Genomic DNA, 20,228 nt, shown 5'->3' on the forward strand with positions numbered 1-20,228 from the left:
AGAATGACATATAAAAAATCCTGATGCAACTCATCAGGATTTTTAGTTTCTATTTACAAGATTCCTGGCTTCGCAGGAATTGGATCAATCATTTACCAAAACCCATTCACCTTTAGCAATCAAAGGAATAGCTTGCTTATATTTAACTTCTTTAGCTTCACCACTCATTACATGCTTTATAGTAACTCTATCGTTACGACCAATTTTTGGTTGTTCTCTAACAATGGTTTCTACGACTTGCTGTTGGCGAGAAGCTCCTTCACCTGCAGCTCTGTTTTGTGCTGCACGCTCATCCATATTAGGAATCTCGTCTTTTTGAGTTTCTAGCTTTTCTTGCTTACGTCGTTTCGCTTCTTGTATAGTATTAGCCGTTTCTTGTGGAATTTCACCTTTAAATAAGAAAGAAATTACATCTTTATTTACTTGGTCAATCATAGCTTTAAACAGCTCAAAAGACTCAAACTTATAAATTAATAACGGATCCTTTTGCTCGTGTACAGCTAATTGAACCGACTGCTTTAACTCATCCATTTTACGTAAATGTGTTTTCCAAGCATCATCCACAATGGCTAGAGTAATGTTCTTTTCAAAATCATTAATCAGCTGTGTGCCTTTAGTTTCGTAGGCTTTCTCTAAATCAGTAACTACTTGCAGGTTCTTAACTCCATCTGTAAATGGCACCACGATACGCTTAAACTTATCGCGTTGTGTGTTATAAACATTTTCAATCACAGGGAAGGCTAAATCTGCAGCACGCTGCATTTTTTCTCTATAGTGTTTAAAGGCTTCTTTGTAAATAACACCTGAAATTTTCTGAGCGTCCATTTTTGCAAACTCTGCTTCAGTAATTGGAGAGGACATTGAGAAATAACGAATTAATTCAAACTCAAAGTTCTTGTAATCGTTAGCGTCTTTATTATTCATAGCAATACCTTCAGAGGTATCGTAAATCATGTTAGCTAAATCCACCCTAAGACGTTCACCATGCAACGCATTACGACGACGTTTGTAAACAACCTCACGTTGTGCATTCATCACATCATCATATTCTAATAAACGCTTTCGGACACCAAAGTTATTTTCCTCAACTTTTTTCTGCGCACGCTCAATAGACTTAGAAATCATAGAATGCTGAATCACTTCACCTTCTTTCAATCCCATTCTATCCATCATTTTGGCAATACGCTCAGAGCCAAATAGACGCATTAAGTTATCTTCTAAAGACACATAAAACTGTGAACTTCCTGGATCTCCTTGTCGACCAGCTCTACCACGTAACTGTCTATCGACACGACGTGAATCGTGACGTTCTGTACCAACAATGGCTAATCCTCCTGCAGCCTTAACTTCATCACTCAACTTAATATCCGTACCACGACCCGCCATGTTTGTTGCAATTGTAACTTGACCAGCATTACCTGCTTGTGCTACGATATCAGCTTCTCTTTTGTGCTGTTTTGCGTTTAAGACGTTGTGGTCTATCTTACGAATACTCAACATCTTTCCTAACAGCTCCGAAATCTCAACATTGGTCGTACCAATAAGAACTGGTCGTCCTGCTTGAGATAACTCTGTTACTTCATCGATAACAGCATTATATTTTTCACGCTTCGTCTTATACACTAAATCGTCTCTATCATCTCTGGCAATTGGTCTATTGGTTGGAATCTCTACAACATCTAGTTTGTAGATTTCCCAGAATTCACCGGCTTCTGTTACCGCAGTACCTGTCATACCAGATAGTTTGCGATACATTCTAAAGTAATTCTGTAGCGTAACAGTAGCGAACGTTTGTGTAGCCGCTTCAATCTTTACATTTTCCTTGGCTTCAATGGCTTGGTGTAATCCGTCAGAATAACGACGACCATCCATAATACGACCTGTTTGCTCATCTACAATCATAACTTTGTTGTCCATGACAACATACTGATTATCTTTTTCAAATAAGGCGTAGGCTTTCAATAATTGGTTGAGTGTATGAATACGTTCTGATTTAATCCCAAAGTCTCTAAACAAATCTTCTTTAAGATTCGCTTCTTCTTCAGAGGATAAACCCATCGCTTCAATCTTTGCAATCTCAGTCCCCATTTCTGGCATGACGAAGAAATCTGGATCATCCTCGCCAGATAAGAATTCAACACCTTTATCCGATAATTCTACTTGATTATTTTTTTCGTCGATTACATAATAGAGTTCTGCATCTACTTTAGGCATTTCTCTATTGTTATCTTGCATGTAAAAGTTTTCCGTTTTTTGAAGTAATTGCTTAATCCCTTCTTCGGACAAAAACTTAATCAACGCTTTGTTTTTTGGAATACCTCTGTAGGCTCTCAATAATTGGAAACCACCTTCTTTAGCGTCACCAGCAGCAATCAATTTTTTGGCTTCAGCTAAGACACCAACTAAATATTTACGTTGCACATCTTCTATTTGCTGAACCTTAGGTTTAAGCGCATCGAACTCGTGTTCGTCTCCTTTTGGTACTGGACCAGAAATAATTAATGGAGTACGAGCGTCATCGACTAATACAGAATCAACTTCATCAACAATCGCATAATGGTGTGGACGTTGTACTAAATCGTCTGGCGAATGTGCCATATTATCACGTAAGTAATCGAAACCAAATTCATTATTTGTTCCGTAAGTAATATCTGCGTTGTAAGCTTTACGGCGCGCATCTGAGTTTGGTGTATGGTAATCTATACAATCGATACTCATACCATGAAACTGAAATATTGGCGCCATCCATGCGCTATCACGTTTTGCTAAGTAATCGTTAACCGTTACCAAGTGTACACCTTTACCAGCTAATGCATTTAAATACACAGGAAGCGTTGCTACCAATGTTTTACCCTCACCAGTTTGCATCTCAGCAATTTTGCCTTGGTGCATAGCCACACCACCAATTAACTGCACATCATAGTGAATCATGTCCCAAGTAATTGGCTTACCAGCTGCATCCCAAGAATTTGCCCATATGGCTTGGTCCCCTTCTAAAGTTACATAGTCATGTTCTCCAGAAATTTCACGGTCAAACGCATTTGCTGTAACTGGTATCTGTGTGTTGTGTACAAAACGTTTTGCTGTTTCTTTAACCACGGCAAAAGCCTCAGGAAGAATGTCATTTAAAACACCTTCAGTAACATCGTAAATATCGTCATCGATTTTATCAACCTCGAGATATATGTCTTCTCGCTCATCAATGTCTTCAGTAACTTCTGCTTTGGCTAAAAGTTCTTCTTTTTGTGTTTGTAGTGGACGTCTCGCTTCAGCGATTATTTCTTTAAACTCAATGGTCTTAGCTCTAAGTTGGTCATGAGATAAAGCTTCTAGAGCCGCTTCAAAGGTTTTTATTTTATCTACGATTGGGTTTATAGCACTTACATCTTGTTTGGATTTATCTCCAACAAAAACTTTAAGCACTTTATCTAAAAATGTCATATTTTATATTTTGTAACAGATTGACTGGTTTCAATCTTTTGTTGTTTTTTCAGTTCGTTTATTTAATATTATTCGATGTCACGCTAATCGCAATTATAGTTAGTTTTATTAAAGCACTTCGACTGCGCTCAGTGTGACACTATGGTTTCATTTAGAGACCATTATATTTATAATGTGTCGCATTTCTGCATTCGGATAAAATCTGTAACATATTCCAATCACCATTTACTAATGCTTCTTTTTTTAATCTTGTCCATTTTTTAATTTTCTTCTCAAAATATATCGCTTGTAATACATCATTAAACTGTTGGTTAAAAACCAATTTTAAAGGTCTTCTTTTGTATGTATAACAATCTCTATATTTACCTAATTCATGTTCATTATATCTTTTATCAATATTGTTTGTAATTCCTGTATAATAAGAATTGTCTGAACATTTTAAAATATAGACATAATAAAAATTCATTTTCAAATAGTTACGCTTTAGCAAGCTACTTCTAATTGTCAGTTTGAGCGCAGTCGAAAACCTTATTAGTTCTAACCGCAATTGTACTTCGATTGCGCTAAGTGTGACATTTTATTTCACATAAAAAGCATCCGAAAATAAAAAAAGTCTCTAAGTTATGATAACGCAAGAGACTTTTTTGTGATAATTTTATATGTTAATATTCATCCTCATTCCAGAGGTAATCTTCATCAGTTGGATAGTCTGGCCAAATTTCTTCAATAGAGTCGTAAGAATCACCTTCGTCTTCTATCGCTTGTAAGTTTTCAACAACTTCTAATGGAGCTCCTGTTCTAATAGCGTAGTCAATGAGTTCGTCTTTTGTTGCCGGCCAAGGTGCATCACTTAAATAAGATGCTAATTCTAATGTCCAATACATTTGCGTTGTAAATTTAATTTTTGCAAAAATAATTTTTTAGTTGAACAATTCAAGAAAAAATTAAATTAATTAGTTCGTAACTATAATATTTTAATTTATCGGTCTCGCTGAACATTTATATTAATGTGTTTTGAATCATTCAAATATCACTTATAAATGTTTAATCATTAATATAAAGAACGTGTAATCTTCAACTTTTGTTTCGGACTAACTATTGCAATTCTTAATCCTATTCTGTAATCGATTATATGTGTTATGATTCTTTTTTAGGAATCCACTTTATCTCTTCAACTTGTAAATCATATGACAACTTCCGTGCCAATACAAAAAGGTAGTCAGAAAGTCGATTTATATACATTAAGGTTTCAGGTTGAAATGGCTCTAAGTCATTAAGATGCGACGCTAAACGTTCGGCTCTACGGCAAACAGTACGTGCTATGTGACAGAATGACACGGTTTGATGTCCTCCAGGTAAAACAAAGTGCGTCATTGGCGGAAGGCTGGCTTCCATGTTATCCATTTCTTTTTCTAATTTCTCAATATCTTCATCAGATATCTTTGGAATATTTAATCGCGCTTTACCACTTTTTAATGTCGCTTTTTCAGGATCAGTAGCCAAAATAGCTCCAACAGTAAATAGGCGATCTTGGATATCCATCAAAGTGTTTTTATATAACTGGTCAATGTCTTGATCTCTTATTAAACCAATATGAGAGTTGAGCTCATCGATGGTACCGTAACTTTCAATTCTTATATGATGTTTTGGGACTCTTGTACCTCCGAAAAGTGCTGTTGTACCTTTATCACCTGTTTTTGTGTATACTTTCATGTGAACAAAGTTAAGCGTTAAGAGTTAAAAGTTGAAAGAGGAAAGAGAAAAGTTTATATAGGACTGTCATTGCGAGGACGCAGGACGTGGCAATCTGTTTAATTTTTTTCTCTATTCATTTTGTCTTGATATAAAACGAACCAAAAAATCACGATCAAAATTAGGAAATTGCTAAAGCATCACTCACTTTCAGGACTTCGTGCTTGAAGCTTCGCTTCGCATCTATGTTCTTTCGTTCACTATTTCTGAATTTTGATGCTTTCGACGCTGTCGAAAATTTGGGACTTGACTGTTAACTATCTTTTAGTTTTAGAAAACCAGTTTTTTAGTTTACTCATAAAATTAGTGTCAATTATCTCAATTTTATTTTTAATAAGCACTTGTTTTATGGCATCGAGTTGTCCGTTTTTCATTTCTACCAAAACTTCAAAATCTGGTTCAAATTTTAAGAAGTAGTGGTTTTTATTAGTTGAAGAAATTTTGACAGTTTTAATAGTGTTTAACTTTATAGTTTCGACTTCATTATCAATTCTAGAAATAAGTATATTTTCTATCAATTCTAATTTGCCAATTCTTGTAAATAGAAATGAATTTAGTAATGATGCAATTAGCACAATACCGAGTGAAAGATTGAAAATTGTTTCATATAATTCTGGTAGTTCAATTATTTTGAATACAAGCAATGTGTAAATAATACCAAATGTGATAATAAACCATTTCCAAACAAATGAATATTTATGATTATTGATATAGTTATCTTGAATTATATCTAAAGTCATTAATTACTTATTAAACGTATCACTCTCAATAATACCATCACGTAAACGGATAACGCGTTTAGCATGCGCGGCAATATCTTCTTCATGCGTTACCATGATAACAGTATTACCAGAAGCATGAATTTGATCGAAGAGTGCCATGATTTCAGTACCTGTTTTAGAATCAAGGTTACCAGTTGGTTCATCAGCTAAGATGATAGAAGGCTTATTTACAAGAGCTCTTCCAACAGCAACACGTTGTCGCTGTCCACCAGAAAGCTGATTAGGTTTATGATCCATTCGGTCAGCTAAACCAACATCAGTTAAAACTTCTGATGCTCTATCACTTCGTTGCTTTTTTGATGCACCAGCATATATCATTGGTAAAGCTACGTTTTCTAAAGCCGTTGTTCTTGGTAATAAGTTAAAGGTTTGGAAAACGAAACCGATTTCAGTATTTCTAATTTCAGCGAGCTCATCATCAGACATTTGACTGACGTCTTTTCCGTTTAAATTGTAAGAACCAGCTGTTGGTGTGTCTAAACATCCTAAGAGGTTCATTAGAGTAGATTTACCAGAACCAGACGGTCCCATAATGGCAACATATTCACCACGCTTAATGTCTAAATCGATGCCTTTTAGTACATGTACAATTTCTTGTCCTAATTTAAAATCTCTAATGATGTTTCTAATTTCGATGACGTTGTCACTCATAATTAAATAGTCTTGGTTGCTTGATATGTAACTGCAAGATACAGGAATTTGAACTAATTTATTTAATAAGACGTTAAAGTTACAATGTTGTTACAGCCTAATTCTAAAATGTTCTTTGACTTGCTCTTTTCTGAAAAAAACAAAGCCTAGATGGAAGCAATCTACAGTTACAGTTACGTCATTATGCATTTTTATGTATTCCCAAGCTTCGGTCATACCCTTAGACCAGTAAATATCATCAAAAACAAAAACAGTCTCATTATGTACTTTTTGTAAAAGGGATTTGAAATATTGAATAGTAGCAGCTTTATTATGATGGCCATCAAAGAACACGAGATCGTAGTTTTTATCTTTTAAACTCGGTATTACGGTTGTAAAATCGCCTGTTATAAAGGTCGTGTTTTTAATATCTAAAGTTTCAAATTGAGCTTTAGAAAAGTTTGAGGTATTGGGACAACCTTCTATTGTTATAATATTTGAATCTTCTTTAGCCAAAGCCAATGCATAAGTTCCCATACCCAAAGAAGTACCTAATTCTAAAGCTGACTTTATGTTGAAATAATTGACAAGTCTAAAAAGAACTCTGACTTCTTTTTTAGAGCTACTCGAAGCCTTAATCATTTTGCGTACACGTCTTACTTCAGAATGTAATACTTTAGAGCCTGCACCTAAATCTGTAACTTGTAATGTTGTGTTTGAATTTTTTAATGCAGAGCGATACTTATTCAATTTTTCATAAGCATCATATTTTTTTTTTCATAAAGGCATTTGGTGATAAAATCATATATAAATGGTGAATGTACACCATGTTGATTGGTCGCTTTAAATAGAAATTTTATGTATGCTATGACCTGATACATTTTAACCTTCTATTTTCTCAGACAATTCAAACCAACGCATTTCTTTTTCTTCAATTGTATCTATAATTACCTGAAGTTGATTAGATAATTCCTTGATTTTGTCTTGAGATAAATCTGGATTACTAAATTTTGCTTCTAGAGCTGTTTTGTCTAGTTCCAAAGACCGTATTTTAGATTCTAAATTTTTGTATTCTTTTTGCTCATTATAGTCTAACTTATTAGCTTCATTTTGTTTTATAGTTTTAGTATTATCCGTTTGTTTTGATTCTTCAATTTGCTTGGGTTGACTGCTGTCATAAGCTCTAAAATCTGAATAATTTCCTGGAAAATCATCAACGACACCATCTCCTCTAAACACGAACATGTGGTCTACAATTTTATCCATAAAGTAACGATCGTGTGATACAACTAAGAGTACTCCTGGAAAATCCATTAAGAAATCTTCTAGCACGTTAAGCGTAACGATATCCAAATCGTTAGTAGGCTCATCTAGAATTAAAACATTTGGATTTTGAATTAAAACTGTACATAAATACAGTCGTTTTTGTTCTCCACCACTTAATTTTTCTACGAAATCCCATTGTTTTTTTCTGTCAAATAAAAAGCGTTCTAATAATTGTTGTGCACTAATTTGTCTTCCTTTTGCCAATGGAATATAGTCCCCAAATTCTTTGATGACATCGATAACTTTTTGATTTGGTTTCGCTTTAATTCCGCCTTGAGTGTAGTAACCGATTTTTACGGTTTCGCCAGTCACAACTTTTCCTCCATCTGGATTTAGACTTTGCGTCAACAAGTTGAGAAAAGTAGATTTACCCGTTCCGTTTTTGCCAATAATACCAATACGTTCGCCTTTTTTGAAGGTGTAATCAAAACCATCTAAAATGGTTTTGTTTTTATAAGCTTTAGAAACATTATGAAACTCAATGATTTTGCTTCCTAAACGTTCCATGTTAATCTCCAATTGAATTTGATGATCGTTACGACGTTTGTGTGCTTTAGATTTTATTTCAAAGAAATCATCAATTCTACTTTTAGATTTTGTAGTACGCGCTTTGGGTTGGCGACGCATCCAATCGAGTTCTTTTTTATAGAGTTGTTTGGCTTTACCAACTTCGGTAGCTTCATTTTCGATTCGTGCTTCTTTCTTTTCTAAATAGTACGAGTAATTGCCTTTGTAAGTGTATAGTTTACCTTGGTCTAATTCTATAATTTCGTTACATACACGCTCTAGAAAGTAACGATCGTGAGTCACCATAAAAAGTGTTTGTTGCGTCTTAGCAAAATAATCTTCTAACCATTCAATCATTTCTAAATCGAGATGGTTCGTAGGCTCATCTAGAATTAAAATATCTGGCTTACTGAGTAATGCTTGTGCTAATGCTAAGCGTTTTTTTTGTCCTCCAGAAAGCGTACTAACTTTCATAGATAAATCATCTAATTTTAGTTGAGATAATGTCTGTTGATATTGCGTTTCAAATTCCCATGCATTATTTCTATCCATAGCTTCAAAAGCTTTTTGGTAAGCTTCAGTATCTTCAGGGTTTTTTAAAGCATTTTCGTAAGCTTCAATAGTTTTTAAAATAGGAATATCTGAAGCGAAAATAATTTCTTCTATGGTAAGTTTTGCATCCAAATTTGGTTCTTGGTCTAAAAAGGCCAATCGCAGCCCTTTTCTAAAAACTATTTGTCCATTATCAGGAGAATCTTTTCCTGATAAAATATTTAGAATAGAGGTCTTTCCACTTCCATTTTTAGCAACAAAAGCAATCTTCTGATCTTTGTGAATACTAAATGATAAATCCTTAAAGAGCACTAGCTCTCCATATGATTTAGATATATTTTCTACGTTGAGGTAATTCAAACTAAAATTTTTACAAAGAACGTAAATAAACCAAAAACAAACCTAATAGTTTTGATATTGATATTGATACATTATATTTGTCTGTAAAGATCCATTTTTCCTTATGAGAAGCACAAAGCTTTTAATTGTTTTTTTGATTTGTATTTTTATTTCTTCTTGTATCCCTCACAAAGACACAGTTTACCTTCAGAATAAAGGTATGGCGACTGATTCTACTATGGTTTTAGTAGAAAAACCTAAGCCTTATCGTGTTCAGATCAACGATATACTCACGATTCGCATTAAAGTTCTTGATCAGGAGAATGTGACTATTTTTAATCCTGTTGGAGAAGGGTCACTTAACGCATCAAGCCAAGAACGCGCCTACTTTGATGGATTTACGGTTAATCTTCATGGGAATATACGAATCCCTGAACTTGGTGAATTTAACGTTCTAGGCTACACTTATGAAGAAATAGAAAATCTTATTAAAGACATGCTTCTTGAAAATCAATTTAAAGAAACAGCAAATATTTTTATTACCGTTAAATTGGCAGGTCTGCGTTATACAGCGAATGGAGAAGTTGGTACTCCAGGGACAAAAATTCTTTTTCAGGATAGGGTGAATATATTTGAAGCTATAGCTAACGTAGGCGAAATTCCTGTTACAGGAAATAAAAAAGCAGTTAAGATAATACGCCAATTTCCACACGGACAAGAAATTCACTCTATTGATTTAACAGATATAAATGTGATGAATTCACCTTATTATTACATTCAACCTAATGATATTATTTATGTAGAACCTTTGAGGCAGAAGTCTATTGGTACAGGTAAAACAGCTGTTGAAACCATAGGAACTATTGCTACAATTTTATCTCTTGTAACCACATCTGTATTATTGTTTACTAGGCTATGAGTAAAAGCGAAAATTATAACGAGTTTGAAAACGGTGAATTTAGTAGAGTATCGTTTGACTTCAGAGGATACCTCTTTAAGGTTCTAAATTTATGGAAATTTATGTTGCTGTGTGTTGGAACAGCTATTATAATCGCTTACTTTATAAATGTAAGGAAACAGAATGTTTATAAGTTAAGTTCTTTGATTTCTATAGAAAATGACCAAAATCCTTTTTTTACTGCGAATACGAGTATATCTTTTAATTGGGGAGGTGTATCTGGTAAAATGAGTAAAACCATTACTGCTATAAAGACAAGAAGCCATAATGAGAAGGTAGTCGATTCATTGCAATATTATATGGAGTACTTAACCCAAGGAAAGTACCGTAAAGAAGATATTTATGTAAATTCGCCATTTAGATTTAAAATAAATAAAGAAGCTCCTCAAGTATTAGGATATCCAATAGGCATTAGATTTATTAATGTCAATGAATTTGAAGTGTTTACAGAATTTGAAAGCACTAATAGATTAAGTCAAGTTTTTGGTAATAATGCTTTTAAACGTGTTGCAGTACCAGTAGGTTCTTTTTCAAAAAAATTTAGTGTAGGTGAGTACATAGATTTGCCATTTTTGAATGGTATTTTAAATGTAATTAATCAATTTGAGATTACTCCAGGAAAAGAATATTTTATACAGTTTTTAAATTTTGATTCCGTTGTAAATAAATATAAATCTGGTATTATTATTGAGCCTGAATCCTCTAGTTCGCCAGTGCTCATGTTACAATTGGCAGGAAATAATAAGGCGAAGATTGTTGATTATCTTAATGCTACCTCAGCTATATTAAGTAAATCTGAATTAGAAAGGAAAAATTTGTATGCAACAAATACCATAAAATTTATCGATAGTAGTCTCGCAGGTGTAAATAACAATTTACAAGAATACACCGATGAAATGAATACTTTTAGACGAAAGAATAAAGTTTTTGACATTACTGAAGAAATCGCTCAAATATCTGATCAATTGAGAGAGTATGGTATATCCAAGGAGCAACAAGAATTAAAATTAAATTATTTAGATAATCTTGAGAAATATATAAATACCAAGACGGATTTTACAGAAATTAATGCACCTACCGTTTTTGGTATTACCGAAATAAATATTTTAAACAGTATCTCTAAAATTATCGAGTTATCAACTCAAAGACAAAATTTAGAATATACTACAAAAGAAGGATCGGGTTTGTTTGAAGATATTGATCGGAAAATAAAATCAGAGAAAAATATTCTTTTAGAAACAATTGAAGCGACAAAAAAAACCGTACGTATTCAGTTAACTAACATAAACAATAGCGTTGGAAAATTAGAATCTAAGCTATCTAATCTTCCAGAAGACCAACAAGAGTATTTAAAAATTCAGAAGAAAACTAGATATTAGTCAGGAAGCGTACGACGTCTATATGATAAAACGAAGTGAAGCTGCTATTGTTAAGGCGGCTAATATTTCTGATATAACAGTTATTGATGAAGCTAAGGATATAGGTGAAAGACCTATTGGACCAAATAAAGCACTGAATTATATGATGGCTTTAATGTTGGGTTTCTTTATACCTCTATTTTTAATATTTGTTTTATATCTTCTCGATAATACGCTGCATGGTTCGGATGAAATAGAACAATTATCTAATATACCTATTTTGGGGTTAGTGGGTAAATACAATTATAAGAATAATTTGGTGGCCTTTGAGAAACCAAAATCTGCAGTTGCTGAATCTTTCAGAGCGATTCGATCGAGTTTGCAATTTATTTTTAAAAATAAACAGCAGACTACCAGAGCCAGTACTTTAATGGTGACATCATCCGTTAGTGGTGAAGGGAAAACTTTTACATCAATTAATATTGCTACTGTTTATGCACTCTCTGGAAAAAAGACTATTCTATTAGGTTTAGATTTACGTAAACCAAAAATCTTTGATGATTTTGGTATAACTAATGAAAAGGGTATGGTAAACTATCTTATTGGTGATTGTGCAATAAGTGAAATTATGACAAACACACATATCGAGAATTTAGATGTAATACCATCTGGGCCGATACCACCAAATCCTTCTGAACTTTTAATGGGAGGAAAGTTAAAAGAACTTATAGGTGAACTAAAAGAAGAGTACGATATAATCATTTTAGATACTCCGCCATTAGGCTTAGTTACTGATGCTCTGGAGTTAGTACAATATGCTGATGCTACTATTTTTATGGTAAGATTAGATTATACAAAAAAAGGGATGCTTCAATTGGTTAATGCAAAATACCGCACAGGAGAGCTAAAAAATATAAGTTTTGTGCTTAACTTTTATAGACACAAAAACAATCACAATTATGGTTATGGGTATGGCTACGGTTATGGTTATGGGTATGGTTATGGAGTTTATGGTAATGCTTATCACGAAAGAGATAACTATACTTTGTTAGAAAGAATTAAACTTTTCTTAAGAAGAATATAACGGGCTTAACTACTAATTGTGATAACTAAAACTCAACTTAAATTAAAACGAATTTTCGATTTTATTTTAGTTTTAGTGCTATTATCTTTATTGATTCTTCCAATTTTTATACTAATTATTATAGCTACTGTTGATACAGGTAGATATGGGGTGTTTTCGCAATGGCGTGTTGGTCAAAATGGTAAGTTATTCAAAATTTATAAAATTAGAACTTTAAGAGATGAATTACATAAACTAGGGCATTTAGAAAATAGTGCAACGCCCCTCGGAAAGTACCTAAGACGCACTAAACTCAATGAGTTACCACAATTATTTAATGTACTTATTGGTGATATGAGTTTTGTTGGTCCAAGACCTGATTTACAGGGTTTTGCCGATAAATTAGAAGGAGATGATCGCATTATTTTAATTGTTAAACCAGGAATTACTGGTCCAGCAACTATTAAATATAGAGATGAAGAGCGTGTATTAGAACGACAAAAAGACCCTGAACATTACAATAGAACGATTATTTGGGTAGATAAAGTGAAAATAAATAAAAAGTATGTTGAGAATTACAGTTTTTACTTAGATTTGACACTCATTTTAAAATCTACTTTAAACAAATGACACATTCAGAAGACAAAATTGCAATCATAGGATTAGGTTATGTCGGTTTGCCCCTTGCCGTAGAGTTTGCAAAACAATACTTTGTAGTTGGATTCGATATTAATAAACAACGTATCAGCGAATTAAATAATGGTGTTGATAAGACATTAGAAGTTGAAAACGATAATTTAAAGTCAGTATTAACTACAGATTTGTCTGCTAGTAAAGGACTTTACATAACGGATGATATAGAAGCATTAGCTGTAACCAATGTTTACATCATTACAGTGCCAACTCCAACAGACGCATTAAATAAACCTGTATTTACTCCTTTAATAAAGGCAAGTGAAACCGTAGGTAAGGCAATGTCCAAGGATGATATTGTAATCTATGAATCAACAGTTTATCCGGGTGCGACAGAAGATATATGCGTACCTATTTTAGCAGAAGTTTCAGGATTAAAATACAACGAAGACTTTTTTGCTGGTTATTCACCTGAAAGAATTAATCCAGGGGATAAACATCATACTGTAACAAAGATCTTAAAGGTAACTTCAGGTTCTACTCCAGAGGTTGCGAAAAAAGTTAACGATTTATATTTAAAAGTTATAACTGCAGGCACGCACTTAGCTCCTTCTATAAAAGTTGCTGAAGCTGCAAAAGTCATTGAAAATTCCCAACGGGATATCAATATTGCATTTGTTAATGAATTATCTAAAATATTTAGATTATTAGATATAGATACAAAAGCTGTTTTAGAAGCTGCTGGGACGAAATGGAATTTCTTGAAATTCTCCCCTGGTTTAGTAGGTGGACATTGTATAGGTGTTGATCCTTACTATTTGGCTCAAAAAGCAATAGAGTCTGGATATAATCCAGAAATTATTTTAGCTGGCCGTAAAATGAATGACAGTATGGGTAGCTATGTTGCTACAGAAACTGTTAAAATGATGATTAATAAAGGAGCAACTATAAAAGGATCTAAAGCCTTGGTATTAGGCATTACTTTTAAAGAAAATTGTCCAGATATTAGAAATTCTAGAGTTATAGATATAATTGAAGAATTAGAAACCTATCATGTTAATGTCGATGTATTTGATCCATGGGCATCTAAAGAAGAAGTAAAGCATGAGTACAAATTAGACTTAATCTCAGATTTTGGTGAATTAAGTTCTGATTATGATGCTGTTATTTTAGCAGTTTCGCATAATGAATTCTTAAAAATAGATATCACAAAATTAAAATCACAAACAGGTGTTGTTTTTGACGTAAAATCGTTACTCCCAATAGACACCGTAGACGCTAGACTATAATGTACTCAAATCCACACCACAACACAGACCTATCTAAGTTAAGTTTTTTAATTACAGGAGGTGGAGGCTTTATTGGCTCTAACCTTACTGAATACTTGTTAAAGTATAATGCTAAAAAAGTAAGAGTTTTAGATAACTTTTCTAATGGTCATCGCGAAAATCTAACTGAATTTATGGATAATCCAGCCTTCGAATTAATAGAAGGTGATATTAGAGATTTAGAGACTTGTAAAAAAGCTATGGATGGGATTGACTATGTGTCTCACCAAGCAGCTTTAGGTTCTGTACCGCGTTCTATTAATGATCCTGCAACAACTAACGAAGTTAATATTTCAGGATTTTTAAATATGATGATTGCGCTTAAAGATAGTTCAACAGTAAAACGTATGGTTTATGCTGCTTCTAGTTCGACTTATGGAGATAGCAAAGCATTACCTAAGATAGAAGACACTATCGGAAAACCTTTATCACCTTATGCAGTTACAAAATATGTCAACGAATTGTATGCAGATGTATTTGGTACTACCTATGATACTGATGTTATAGGATTACGCTATTTTAACGTATTTGGCCCTAAACAAAGCCCAACAGGTGCTTATGCTGCGGTTATTCCATTATTTATGCAGGCGCTTAAGGATAATGAGCCATCAAAAATTAACGGTGATGGTGAACAAACACGAGATTTTACATTTATTGATAATGTAGTACAGGCCAATGTAAAAGGTTTCTTTGCTTCTAAAGATGCAAAAAACGAAGTCTTTAATGTAGCTTGTGGAGAACGTATTACTATAAACTATTTATGGGAGTCACTGCGAATTGCTGCTAACTCTGATTTAAAAGCCATTTATGGACCTAATAGGCAAGGTGATGTAAGAGATTCCTTAGCAGATATTTCTAAAGCAGAAAAACTTTTAGACTATAAACCACAATATACAGTGCGAGAAGGCTTAAAAATTACTTGGGATAGTTTTAATTAATACAGCACAATTTTTTTCTAGTTGAATTGCCAATTACTTGGTATATTAGCACGTCTTTAAAATTTAATTAATTTGAGTGCTATAAAAGATGATGAGTGGTTATATACAATCTCTAGTAAGAGAAAGCTCATTGACTTTAATTTTAAAGAGATTTGGCGCTACAGAGACTTGTTACTACTATTTGTAAAACGAGACGTAGTTACAGTTTATAAACAAACTATATTAGGACCGCTCTGGTACCTTATTCAGCCATTATTCACTGCACTTACATTTACATTAATATTCAATAAGGTAGCGAATATTGAAACGGGTACAGTACCTTCTTTTTTATTTAATTTAGCAGGTGTATCTATATGGAATTATTTTAATACTTGTTTAACTGCAACAAGCGATATTTTTAAAACCAATGCAGCCATATTCGGTAAGGTATATTTTCCTCGAATTATAGTGCCACTTTCTATCATTATTTCTAATTTGATGAAGTTTGGTATTCAATTACTCATTTTTATAGCGTTTTATATTTATTATTACTTTAATGGAGCCGCTATAGAAGTTAAAAGTGCTATTCTGTTTTTTCCTTTTATTGTACTTTTAATGGGTTTATTAGGTCTTGGTATTGGGATGATAATTTCTAGTATGGTTACAAAATATAGAGATTTAAAATTTTTAGTAAGCTTTGGTGTACAACTCTTAATGTATGTCTCTGCGGTGATGTATCCATTAGCATTAATGCGAGAAAAATTACCTAGACTAGCGTGGGTTGTAGAGTATAATCCTCTAGCATATATAATAGAAATAGCCCGTTATATGTTGTTGGGAACTGGCACCTTTAGTTGGTTTGGGATTATATATACATTGGGAGTCGCGTTTTTAATATTGTTTTTTGGAATTATCATATTTAACAGAACGGAGAAGACGTTTATAGATACGGTTTAATCACATTGGGATGGATGAAAAATTAACGACTCAAGACTACTGGGAGAAGTATTATAGGCGAGATCATGCTAACAGAAATCATATTATTAATGTTTGTTCTGAATATGATTTGTTTTGGGACAAATTCATATTACCAGATTCCAATTCTAAAACGATAATTGAAATAGGTGGATATCCCGCACGATTTTTGGCATATCTCTCAAATAAATATAAATTAAAACCAACAAGCTTGGATTTTAATTCAGATAAAAGTCAAATAGAACGAACTTTTGGTATTATGGGTGTAAATGATTATAATATCATACAAGCTGATTTTACCAAATATAATTCAAAACAAAAGTATGATTACTTAATTTCATTAGGGTTTATAGAACACTTTGAAAATTTTGATGAGATTTTAGATAGGCACGTACCATTTGTTAAAGCAGGGGGCAAAATTCTAGTAATGATTCCTAACAAAAGATATTTGCGGAAGTACTATGGTTGGCTTTGCGATTATGAAAATTTAAAGGCGCATAATTTAAAGTGTATGAATTTGAATGTTTTTAAAGATTTCGCAAAAAGAAACCATTTAAAAACTGATGTATTGCAATATCATGGCGGCTTTGCATATAGCGTCCATCAGAAACTTAATTTTTTTCAAAAATTCATATATAAAGTTACTCGTATTATTTTTAAATACAAATTGAATTCTTACATAGAAAAGCACCCTACTAAATACTTTAGTTCATCAATCATTGGTATATTTGAAAAGCCTAAGAATTAACGAATATGCTTTATTTAATAAATATTAATTTTTAAAATGAATTAAGTGGAATGAGTATCATTCTCAAAGCTGAAAATATTAGTAAACAATACCGACTAGGACTCGTAGGCACTGGCACAATCAGTCATGATTTGAATCGATGGTGGGCCGGCATTCGTGGAAAACAAGATCCTTATTTAAAAGTGGGCTCTGTAAACGACCGTAGTACAAAAGCAGACAGCCACTATGTTTGGGCTTTACGAGATATTAATTTTGAAGTTCAAAAAGGGGAGGTTTTGGGTATTATTGGTAAAAATGGTGCTGGGAAATCTACCTTGTTAAAAATTTTATCTCGTGTCACAATTCCTACTACAGGCGAGATTAAAACTAAAGGCCGCATTGCTAGTTTGTTAGAAGTAGGAACAGGTTTTCACCCAGAGTTGACAGGTAGAGAAAATATTTATCTAAATGGAGCTATTTTGGGCATGACAAAGTCCGAAATTAAATCTAAAGAAGATGAAATTATCGACTTTTCAGGTTGTGCACGTTACGTAGATACGCCAGTTAAACGTTATAGTTCTGGTATGAGAGTTCGTTTGGCTTTTGCTGTAGCAGCATTTTTAGAACCCGATATATTAGTCATTGATGAAGTCCTTGCAGTAGGTGATGCTGAATTTCAGAAGAAAGCTGTAGGGAAAATGCAGGATATTAGTAAAGGAGATGGAAGAACTGTTTTGTTTGTTAGCCACAATATGGCAGTTGTAAAAAGTTTATGTACACGAGCCGTTGTTTTGGAGCATGGCAAAACGGTTTTCGAGGGAGGAACCAATGATGCAGTTCATTTTTATTTAAATCATACAAAAAATAGATCTCTAAGTTACATTTCAAAGAAAAAAGAATTAGCTAACAACTTCGTTAAGTCTGTTAAGATTATAACTAGTCATAAGGGGTTTCAAGAATTCAACGGTAAGTTGAATGTTGAAATCACTATTTATTGTTTTGAAAAAGTTCAGTCTCCAGCAGTATCTTACCAAATTTTGAATAGTGATAATATTCCTATCATTCATGAATTAGTTTTGAATGCTGAACAATCATTTGGCCAAGAAAGAGGGTCTTACAAATTAATATCGTCAATAAGTAAGCTAAAATTGTATGAAGGAGAGTATACGCTAAATGTTTATTTTGCAGATAATTTTAGTAAAACTACATTTGATAAGTTATTTGAAGTTTGTCATTTTGAGGTTGTAAATAGTAATAAAAGACCTTATTATTGGCAAACAGGTTCAGCAATATATAAAGAGAATGATACACAATGGGTTATTAAAAAAATAAATGAAGATACAATTACATAGTCCATTAATTACTGGAGGGTTGGTTCATAAAATAGAGGTTTTTAAAGCTTCTAAAATTTGCTTAGCTTACAAGGAAATGGGAATTGATGTCTCTCGTTTTTTTGATAAATTAGAAAATGTAGAACTTCTGGAATGTGAGGGCACTGGTTATAGATTTTATTACCCCTTTTCTACTATTGGAGATGCTGGTTTTTACAAGGATTTATCAACCATACGTAAAGATTACTATTCTATACGTTGGGAGCATTTGAAGATTTTACCTAGTCTAGCAAAAAATGAAAATGTATTGGAAATTGGTTCTGGTTTTGGAGCTTTTTTAAAGCTTTTAAAATCAAATGAAATTACTGCTGAAGGTATAGAATTAAACCCTGAAGCTATTAACGTTTGCAAAAAGCAAAATTTAACAATACATAATGAATTAATTGAGGATTTTGCAATCAAGCATAAAGAACATTATGATGTAGTCTGTTTTTTTCAAGTACTAGAACACATAACAAATGTTCATGATTTTATCGAGAATGCATTATTAACCTTGAAGCCCAATGGAAAACTTATTATTGGCGTTCCAAATAATAACCCTTTTTTATATGTAAATGATAAATACCATACACTTAATCTACCACCTCATCACGCAGGACTTTGGAACAATAAAGCATTTAAATCGTTAGAATCTATATTTGACGTTCAATTGACGTCTTTACAATATGAACCTTTGGAAAAGACTTACTCTCAATTTTTAAGAGCATACATTCGAAATTCGAATTTTATTTATTCTAAAATCTTACGAATAGCAAATAAAATAGTACCAAAAGTTTTAAAATTTATTTTGTGTAAATATATAGATGGGCGTAACATATTAGTTGTATTTACGAAGGTACGTTAAAAATGGAGGAATTTATCAATATTACATTTTCTATAAAAAATCTCGATAGATATTACATTCGTCATGCCATATTTAAGGCACTTCTGAATGTTTTGCCAGAAATGAAGGATAATCTATTGGATATTGGTTGTGGTAAAATGCCTTATAAATCTCATATTTTAGAAAACTCTATGGTAACATCTTATACAGGTTTAGATATAGAAACAGCAATAGAATATGATAAGCGGGTAAAACCTGATTATACTTGGGATGGTATAAAGATGCCTTTTGAAAACAATAGTTTTGACTGTGCCTTTGGTACAGAGGTTTTAGAGCATTGTCCGGAACCAGAAATTATTTTAAAAGAAGTGTATCGCATTTTAAAGCCAGGTGGTATTTTCTTTTTTACTGTGCCATTTTTATGGAATTTGCATGAAGTACCACATGATGAGTATCGTTACACTCCATTTTCGTTAGATCGTCATTTAAGAAATAGTGGATTTGTTGATATAACATTAAAAGCCATGGGAGGCTGGCATGCATCTATGGCACAGATGTTAGGACTTTGGGTTAGAAGAAGCCCAATAGCATCTAAAAAGCGGAAAGTTTTATCTTCAATTTTAAAACCTGTAATTAAATATTTAATTAAGTCGGATAAAGCAGAAAACATTGTCTTTGAAGAAGGACAAATGATTACTGGTATTTGCGGCATAGTAAGAAAGTAAC

General features: G+C 32.9%; 19 protein-coding genes. 11 read left to right on the plus strand and 8 right to left on the minus strand.

Features of this window, described 5'->3' with window-relative positions:
• Positions 1-84: 84 nt before the first annotated feature.
• From secA to SJY34_RS00700, 8 genes are all read right to left on the minus strand, one after another.
• Complete coding sequence (gene secA, locus SJY34_RS00665) at positions 85-3,441, minus strand: preprotein translocase subunit SecA (protein ID WP_400077949.1); 3,357 nt, start codon at positions 3,439-3,441, stop codon at positions 85-87.
• Positions 3,442-3,592: 151 nt separating this feature from the next.
• Positions 3,593-3,907, minus strand: a complete 315-nt coding sequence (locus tag SJY34_RS00670) for a GIY-YIG nuclease family protein (RefSeq protein WP_400077951.1) — start codon at positions 3,905-3,907, stop codon at positions 3,593-3,595.
• A gap of 196 nt (positions 3,908-4,103) precedes the next feature.
• Positions 4,104-4,325 carry a DUF2795 domain-containing protein gene (locus SJY34_RS00675; protein ID WP_008272287.1) on the minus strand — a complete coding sequence of 74 codons (222 nt, stop codon included), beginning with the start codon at positions 4,323-4,325 and terminating at the stop codon, positions 4,104-4,106.
• Between the two features lie 253 nt (positions 4,326-4,578).
• Positions 4,579-5,154 (minus strand): cob(I)yrinic acid a,c-diamide adenosyltransferase, encoded by a 576-nt coding sequence (locus tag SJY34_RS00680; protein ID WP_400077955.1) that lies wholly within the window; start codon positions 5,152-5,154, stop codon positions 4,579-4,581.
• Positions 5,155-5,450: 296 nt separating this feature from the next.
• Entirely contained in the window at positions 5,451-5,933 is a 483-nt protein-coding gene (locus SJY34_RS00685) for a hypothetical protein (protein ID WP_400077957.1), read from the minus strand.
• Positions 5,934-5,936: 3 nt separating this feature from the next.
• A complete protein-coding gene (locus SJY34_RS00690) occupies positions 5,937-6,626 on the minus strand; it encodes an ABC transporter ATP-binding protein (protein ID WP_400077958.1) in 690 nt (229 codons plus the stop codon).
• Between the two features lie 90 nt (positions 6,627-6,716).
• Positions 6,717-7,355 (minus strand): O-methyltransferase, encoded by a 639-nt coding sequence (locus SJY34_RS00695; RefSeq protein ID WP_400077960.1) that lies wholly within the window; start codon positions 7,353-7,355, stop codon positions 6,717-6,719.
• Between the two features lie 132 nt (positions 7,356-7,487).
• Positions 7,488-9,350 carry an ABC-F family ATP-binding cassette domain-containing protein gene (locus SJY34_RS00700; RefSeq protein WP_400077962.1) on the minus strand — a complete coding sequence of 621 codons (1,863 nt, stop codon included), beginning with the start codon at positions 9,348-9,350 and terminating at the stop codon, positions 7,488-7,490.
• 133 nt (positions 9,351-9,483) lie between these two features.
• Here SJY34_RS00700 and SJY34_RS00705 point away from each other — a divergent pair, with 133 nt between their 5' ends.
• The 11 genes from SJY34_RS00705 to SJY34_RS00755 all read left to right on the plus strand — a co-directional run bounded on the left by SJY34_RS00705 (position 9,484) and on the right by SJY34_RS00755 (position 20,227).
• Positions 9,484-10,248: a polysaccharide biosynthesis/export family protein gene (locus SJY34_RS00705; RefSeq protein WP_400077964.1), complete on the plus strand. Its 765-nt coding sequence runs from the start codon at positions 9,484-9,486 to the stop codon at positions 10,246-10,248.
• On the plus strand, positions 10,245-11,666 hold the full coding sequence (locus SJY34_RS00710) for a hypothetical protein (protein ID WP_400077966.1): 1,422 nt from the start codon (positions 10,245-10,247) through the stop codon (positions 11,664-11,666). Before SJY34_RS00705 ends, SJY34_RS00710 begins: the two co-directional genes overlap by 4 nt.
• A 22-nt stretch (positions 11,667-11,688) precedes the next feature.
• Positions 11,689-12,729 carry a polysaccharide biosynthesis tyrosine autokinase gene (locus SJY34_RS00715; RefSeq protein WP_400077968.1) on the plus strand — a complete coding sequence of 347 codons (1,041 nt, stop codon included), beginning with the start codon at positions 11,689-11,691 and terminating at the stop codon, positions 12,727-12,729.
• A gap of 18 nt (positions 12,730-12,747) precedes the next feature.
• Positions 12,748-13,338 (plus strand): sugar transferase, encoded by a 591-nt coding sequence (locus SJY34_RS00720; protein WP_400077970.1) that lies wholly within the window; start codon positions 12,748-12,750, stop codon positions 13,336-13,338.
• Complete coding sequence (locus tag SJY34_RS00725) at positions 13,335-14,630, plus strand: nucleotide sugar dehydrogenase (RefSeq protein WP_400077972.1); 1,296 nt, start codon at positions 13,335-13,337, stop codon at positions 14,628-14,630. The genes SJY34_RS00720 and SJY34_RS00725 overlap by 4 nt, the downstream gene beginning before the upstream one ends.
• Positions 14,630-15,607, plus strand: a complete 978-nt coding sequence (locus SJY34_RS00730; RefSeq protein ID WP_400077974.1) for an SDR family oxidoreductase — start codon at positions 14,630-14,632, stop codon at positions 15,605-15,607. The genes SJY34_RS00725 and SJY34_RS00730 overlap by 1 nt, the downstream gene beginning before the upstream one ends.
• A 72-nt stretch (positions 15,608-15,679) precedes the next feature.
• Entirely contained in the window at positions 15,680-16,543 is an 864-nt protein-coding gene (locus SJY34_RS00735) for an ABC transporter permease (RefSeq protein WP_400077976.1), read from the plus strand.
• A 10-nt stretch (positions 16,544-16,553) separates the two neighbouring features.
• Positions 16,554-17,309, plus strand: a complete 756-nt coding sequence (locus SJY34_RS00740) for an SAM-dependent methyltransferase (protein WP_400077978.1) — start codon at positions 16,554-16,556, stop codon at positions 17,307-17,309.
• Positions 17,310-17,359: 50 nt separating this feature from the next.
• Complete coding sequence (locus tag SJY34_RS00745; RefSeq protein WP_400077980.1) at positions 17,360-18,640, plus strand: polysaccharide ABC transporter ATP-binding protein; 1,281 nt, start codon at positions 17,360-17,362, stop codon at positions 18,638-18,640.
• A complete protein-coding gene (locus SJY34_RS00750; protein ID WP_400077982.1) occupies positions 18,621-19,523 on the plus strand; it encodes a class I SAM-dependent methyltransferase in 903 nt (300 codons plus the stop codon). Before SJY34_RS00745 ends, SJY34_RS00750 begins: the two co-directional genes overlap by 20 nt.
• A gap of 2 nt (positions 19,524-19,525) precedes the next feature.
• Positions 19,526-20,227, plus strand: a complete 702-nt coding sequence (locus tag SJY34_RS00755) for a class I SAM-dependent methyltransferase (protein ID WP_400077984.1) — start codon at positions 19,526-19,528, stop codon at positions 20,225-20,227.
• Position 20,228: the final 1 nt, after the last annotated feature.

This window comes from Winogradskyella sp. R77965 (assembly GCF_044594915.1).
In the GTDB taxonomy this organism is placed as follows: domain Bacteria; phylum Bacteroidota; class Bacteroidia; order Flavobacteriales; family Flavobacteriaceae; genus Winogradskyella.

What these genes read in the sequence shown, in the direction of transcription:
- secA (WP_400077949.1), bottom strand. Translation starts at nt 3,441, where the DNA reads ATGACATTTTTAGATAAAGTGCTTAAAGTTTTTGTTGGAGATAAATCC.
- SJY34_RS00670 (WP_400077951.1), bottom strand. Translation starts at nt 3,907, where the DNA reads ATGAATTTTTATTATGTCTATATTTTAAAATGTTCAGACAATTCTTAT.
- SJY34_RS00675 (WP_008272287.1), bottom strand. Translation starts at nt 4,325, where the DNA reads ATGTATTGGACATTAGAATTAGCATCTTATTTAAGTGATGCACCTTGG.
- SJY34_RS00680 (WP_400077955.1), bottom strand. Translation starts at nt 5,154, where the DNA reads ATGAAAGTATACACAAAAACAGGTGATAAAGGTACAACAGCACTTTTC.
- SJY34_RS00685 (WP_400077957.1), bottom strand. Translation starts at nt 5,933, where the DNA reads ATGACTTTAGATATAATTCAAGATAACTATATCAATAATCATAAATAT.
- SJY34_RS00690 (WP_400077958.1), bottom strand. Translation starts at nt 6,626, where the DNA reads ATGAGTGACAACGTCATCGAAATTAGAAACATCATTAGAGATTTTAAA.
- SJY34_RS00710 (WP_400077966.1), top strand. Translation starts at nt 10,245, where the DNA reads ATGAGTAAAAGCGAAAATTATAACGAGTTTGAAAACGGTGAATTTAGT.
- SJY34_RS00715 (WP_400077968.1), top strand. Translation starts at nt 11,689, where the DNA reads ATGATAAAACGAAGTGAAGCTGCTATTGTTAAGGCGGCTAATATTTCT.
- SJY34_RS00725 (WP_400077972.1), top strand. Translation starts at nt 13,335, where the DNA reads ATGACACATTCAGAAGACAAAATTGCAATCATAGGATTAGGTTATGTC.
- SJY34_RS00730 (WP_400077974.1), top strand. Translation starts at nt 14,630, where the DNA reads ATGTACTCAAATCCACACCACAACACAGACCTATCTAAGTTAAGTTTT.
- SJY34_RS00740 (WP_400077978.1), top strand. Translation starts at nt 16,554, where the DNA reads ATGGATGAAAAATTAACGACTCAAGACTACTGGGAGAAGTATTATAGG.
- SJY34_RS00745 (WP_400077980.1), top strand. Translation starts at nt 17,360, where the DNA reads ATGAGTATCATTCTCAAAGCTGAAAATATTAGTAAACAATACCGACTA.
- SJY34_RS00750 (WP_400077982.1), top strand. Translation starts at nt 18,621, where the DNA reads ATGAAGATACAATTACATAGTCCATTAATTACTGGAGGGTTGGTTCAT.
- SJY34_RS00755 (WP_400077984.1), top strand. Translation starts at nt 19,526, where the DNA reads ATGGAGGAATTTATCAATATTACATTTTCTATAAAAAATCTCGATAGA.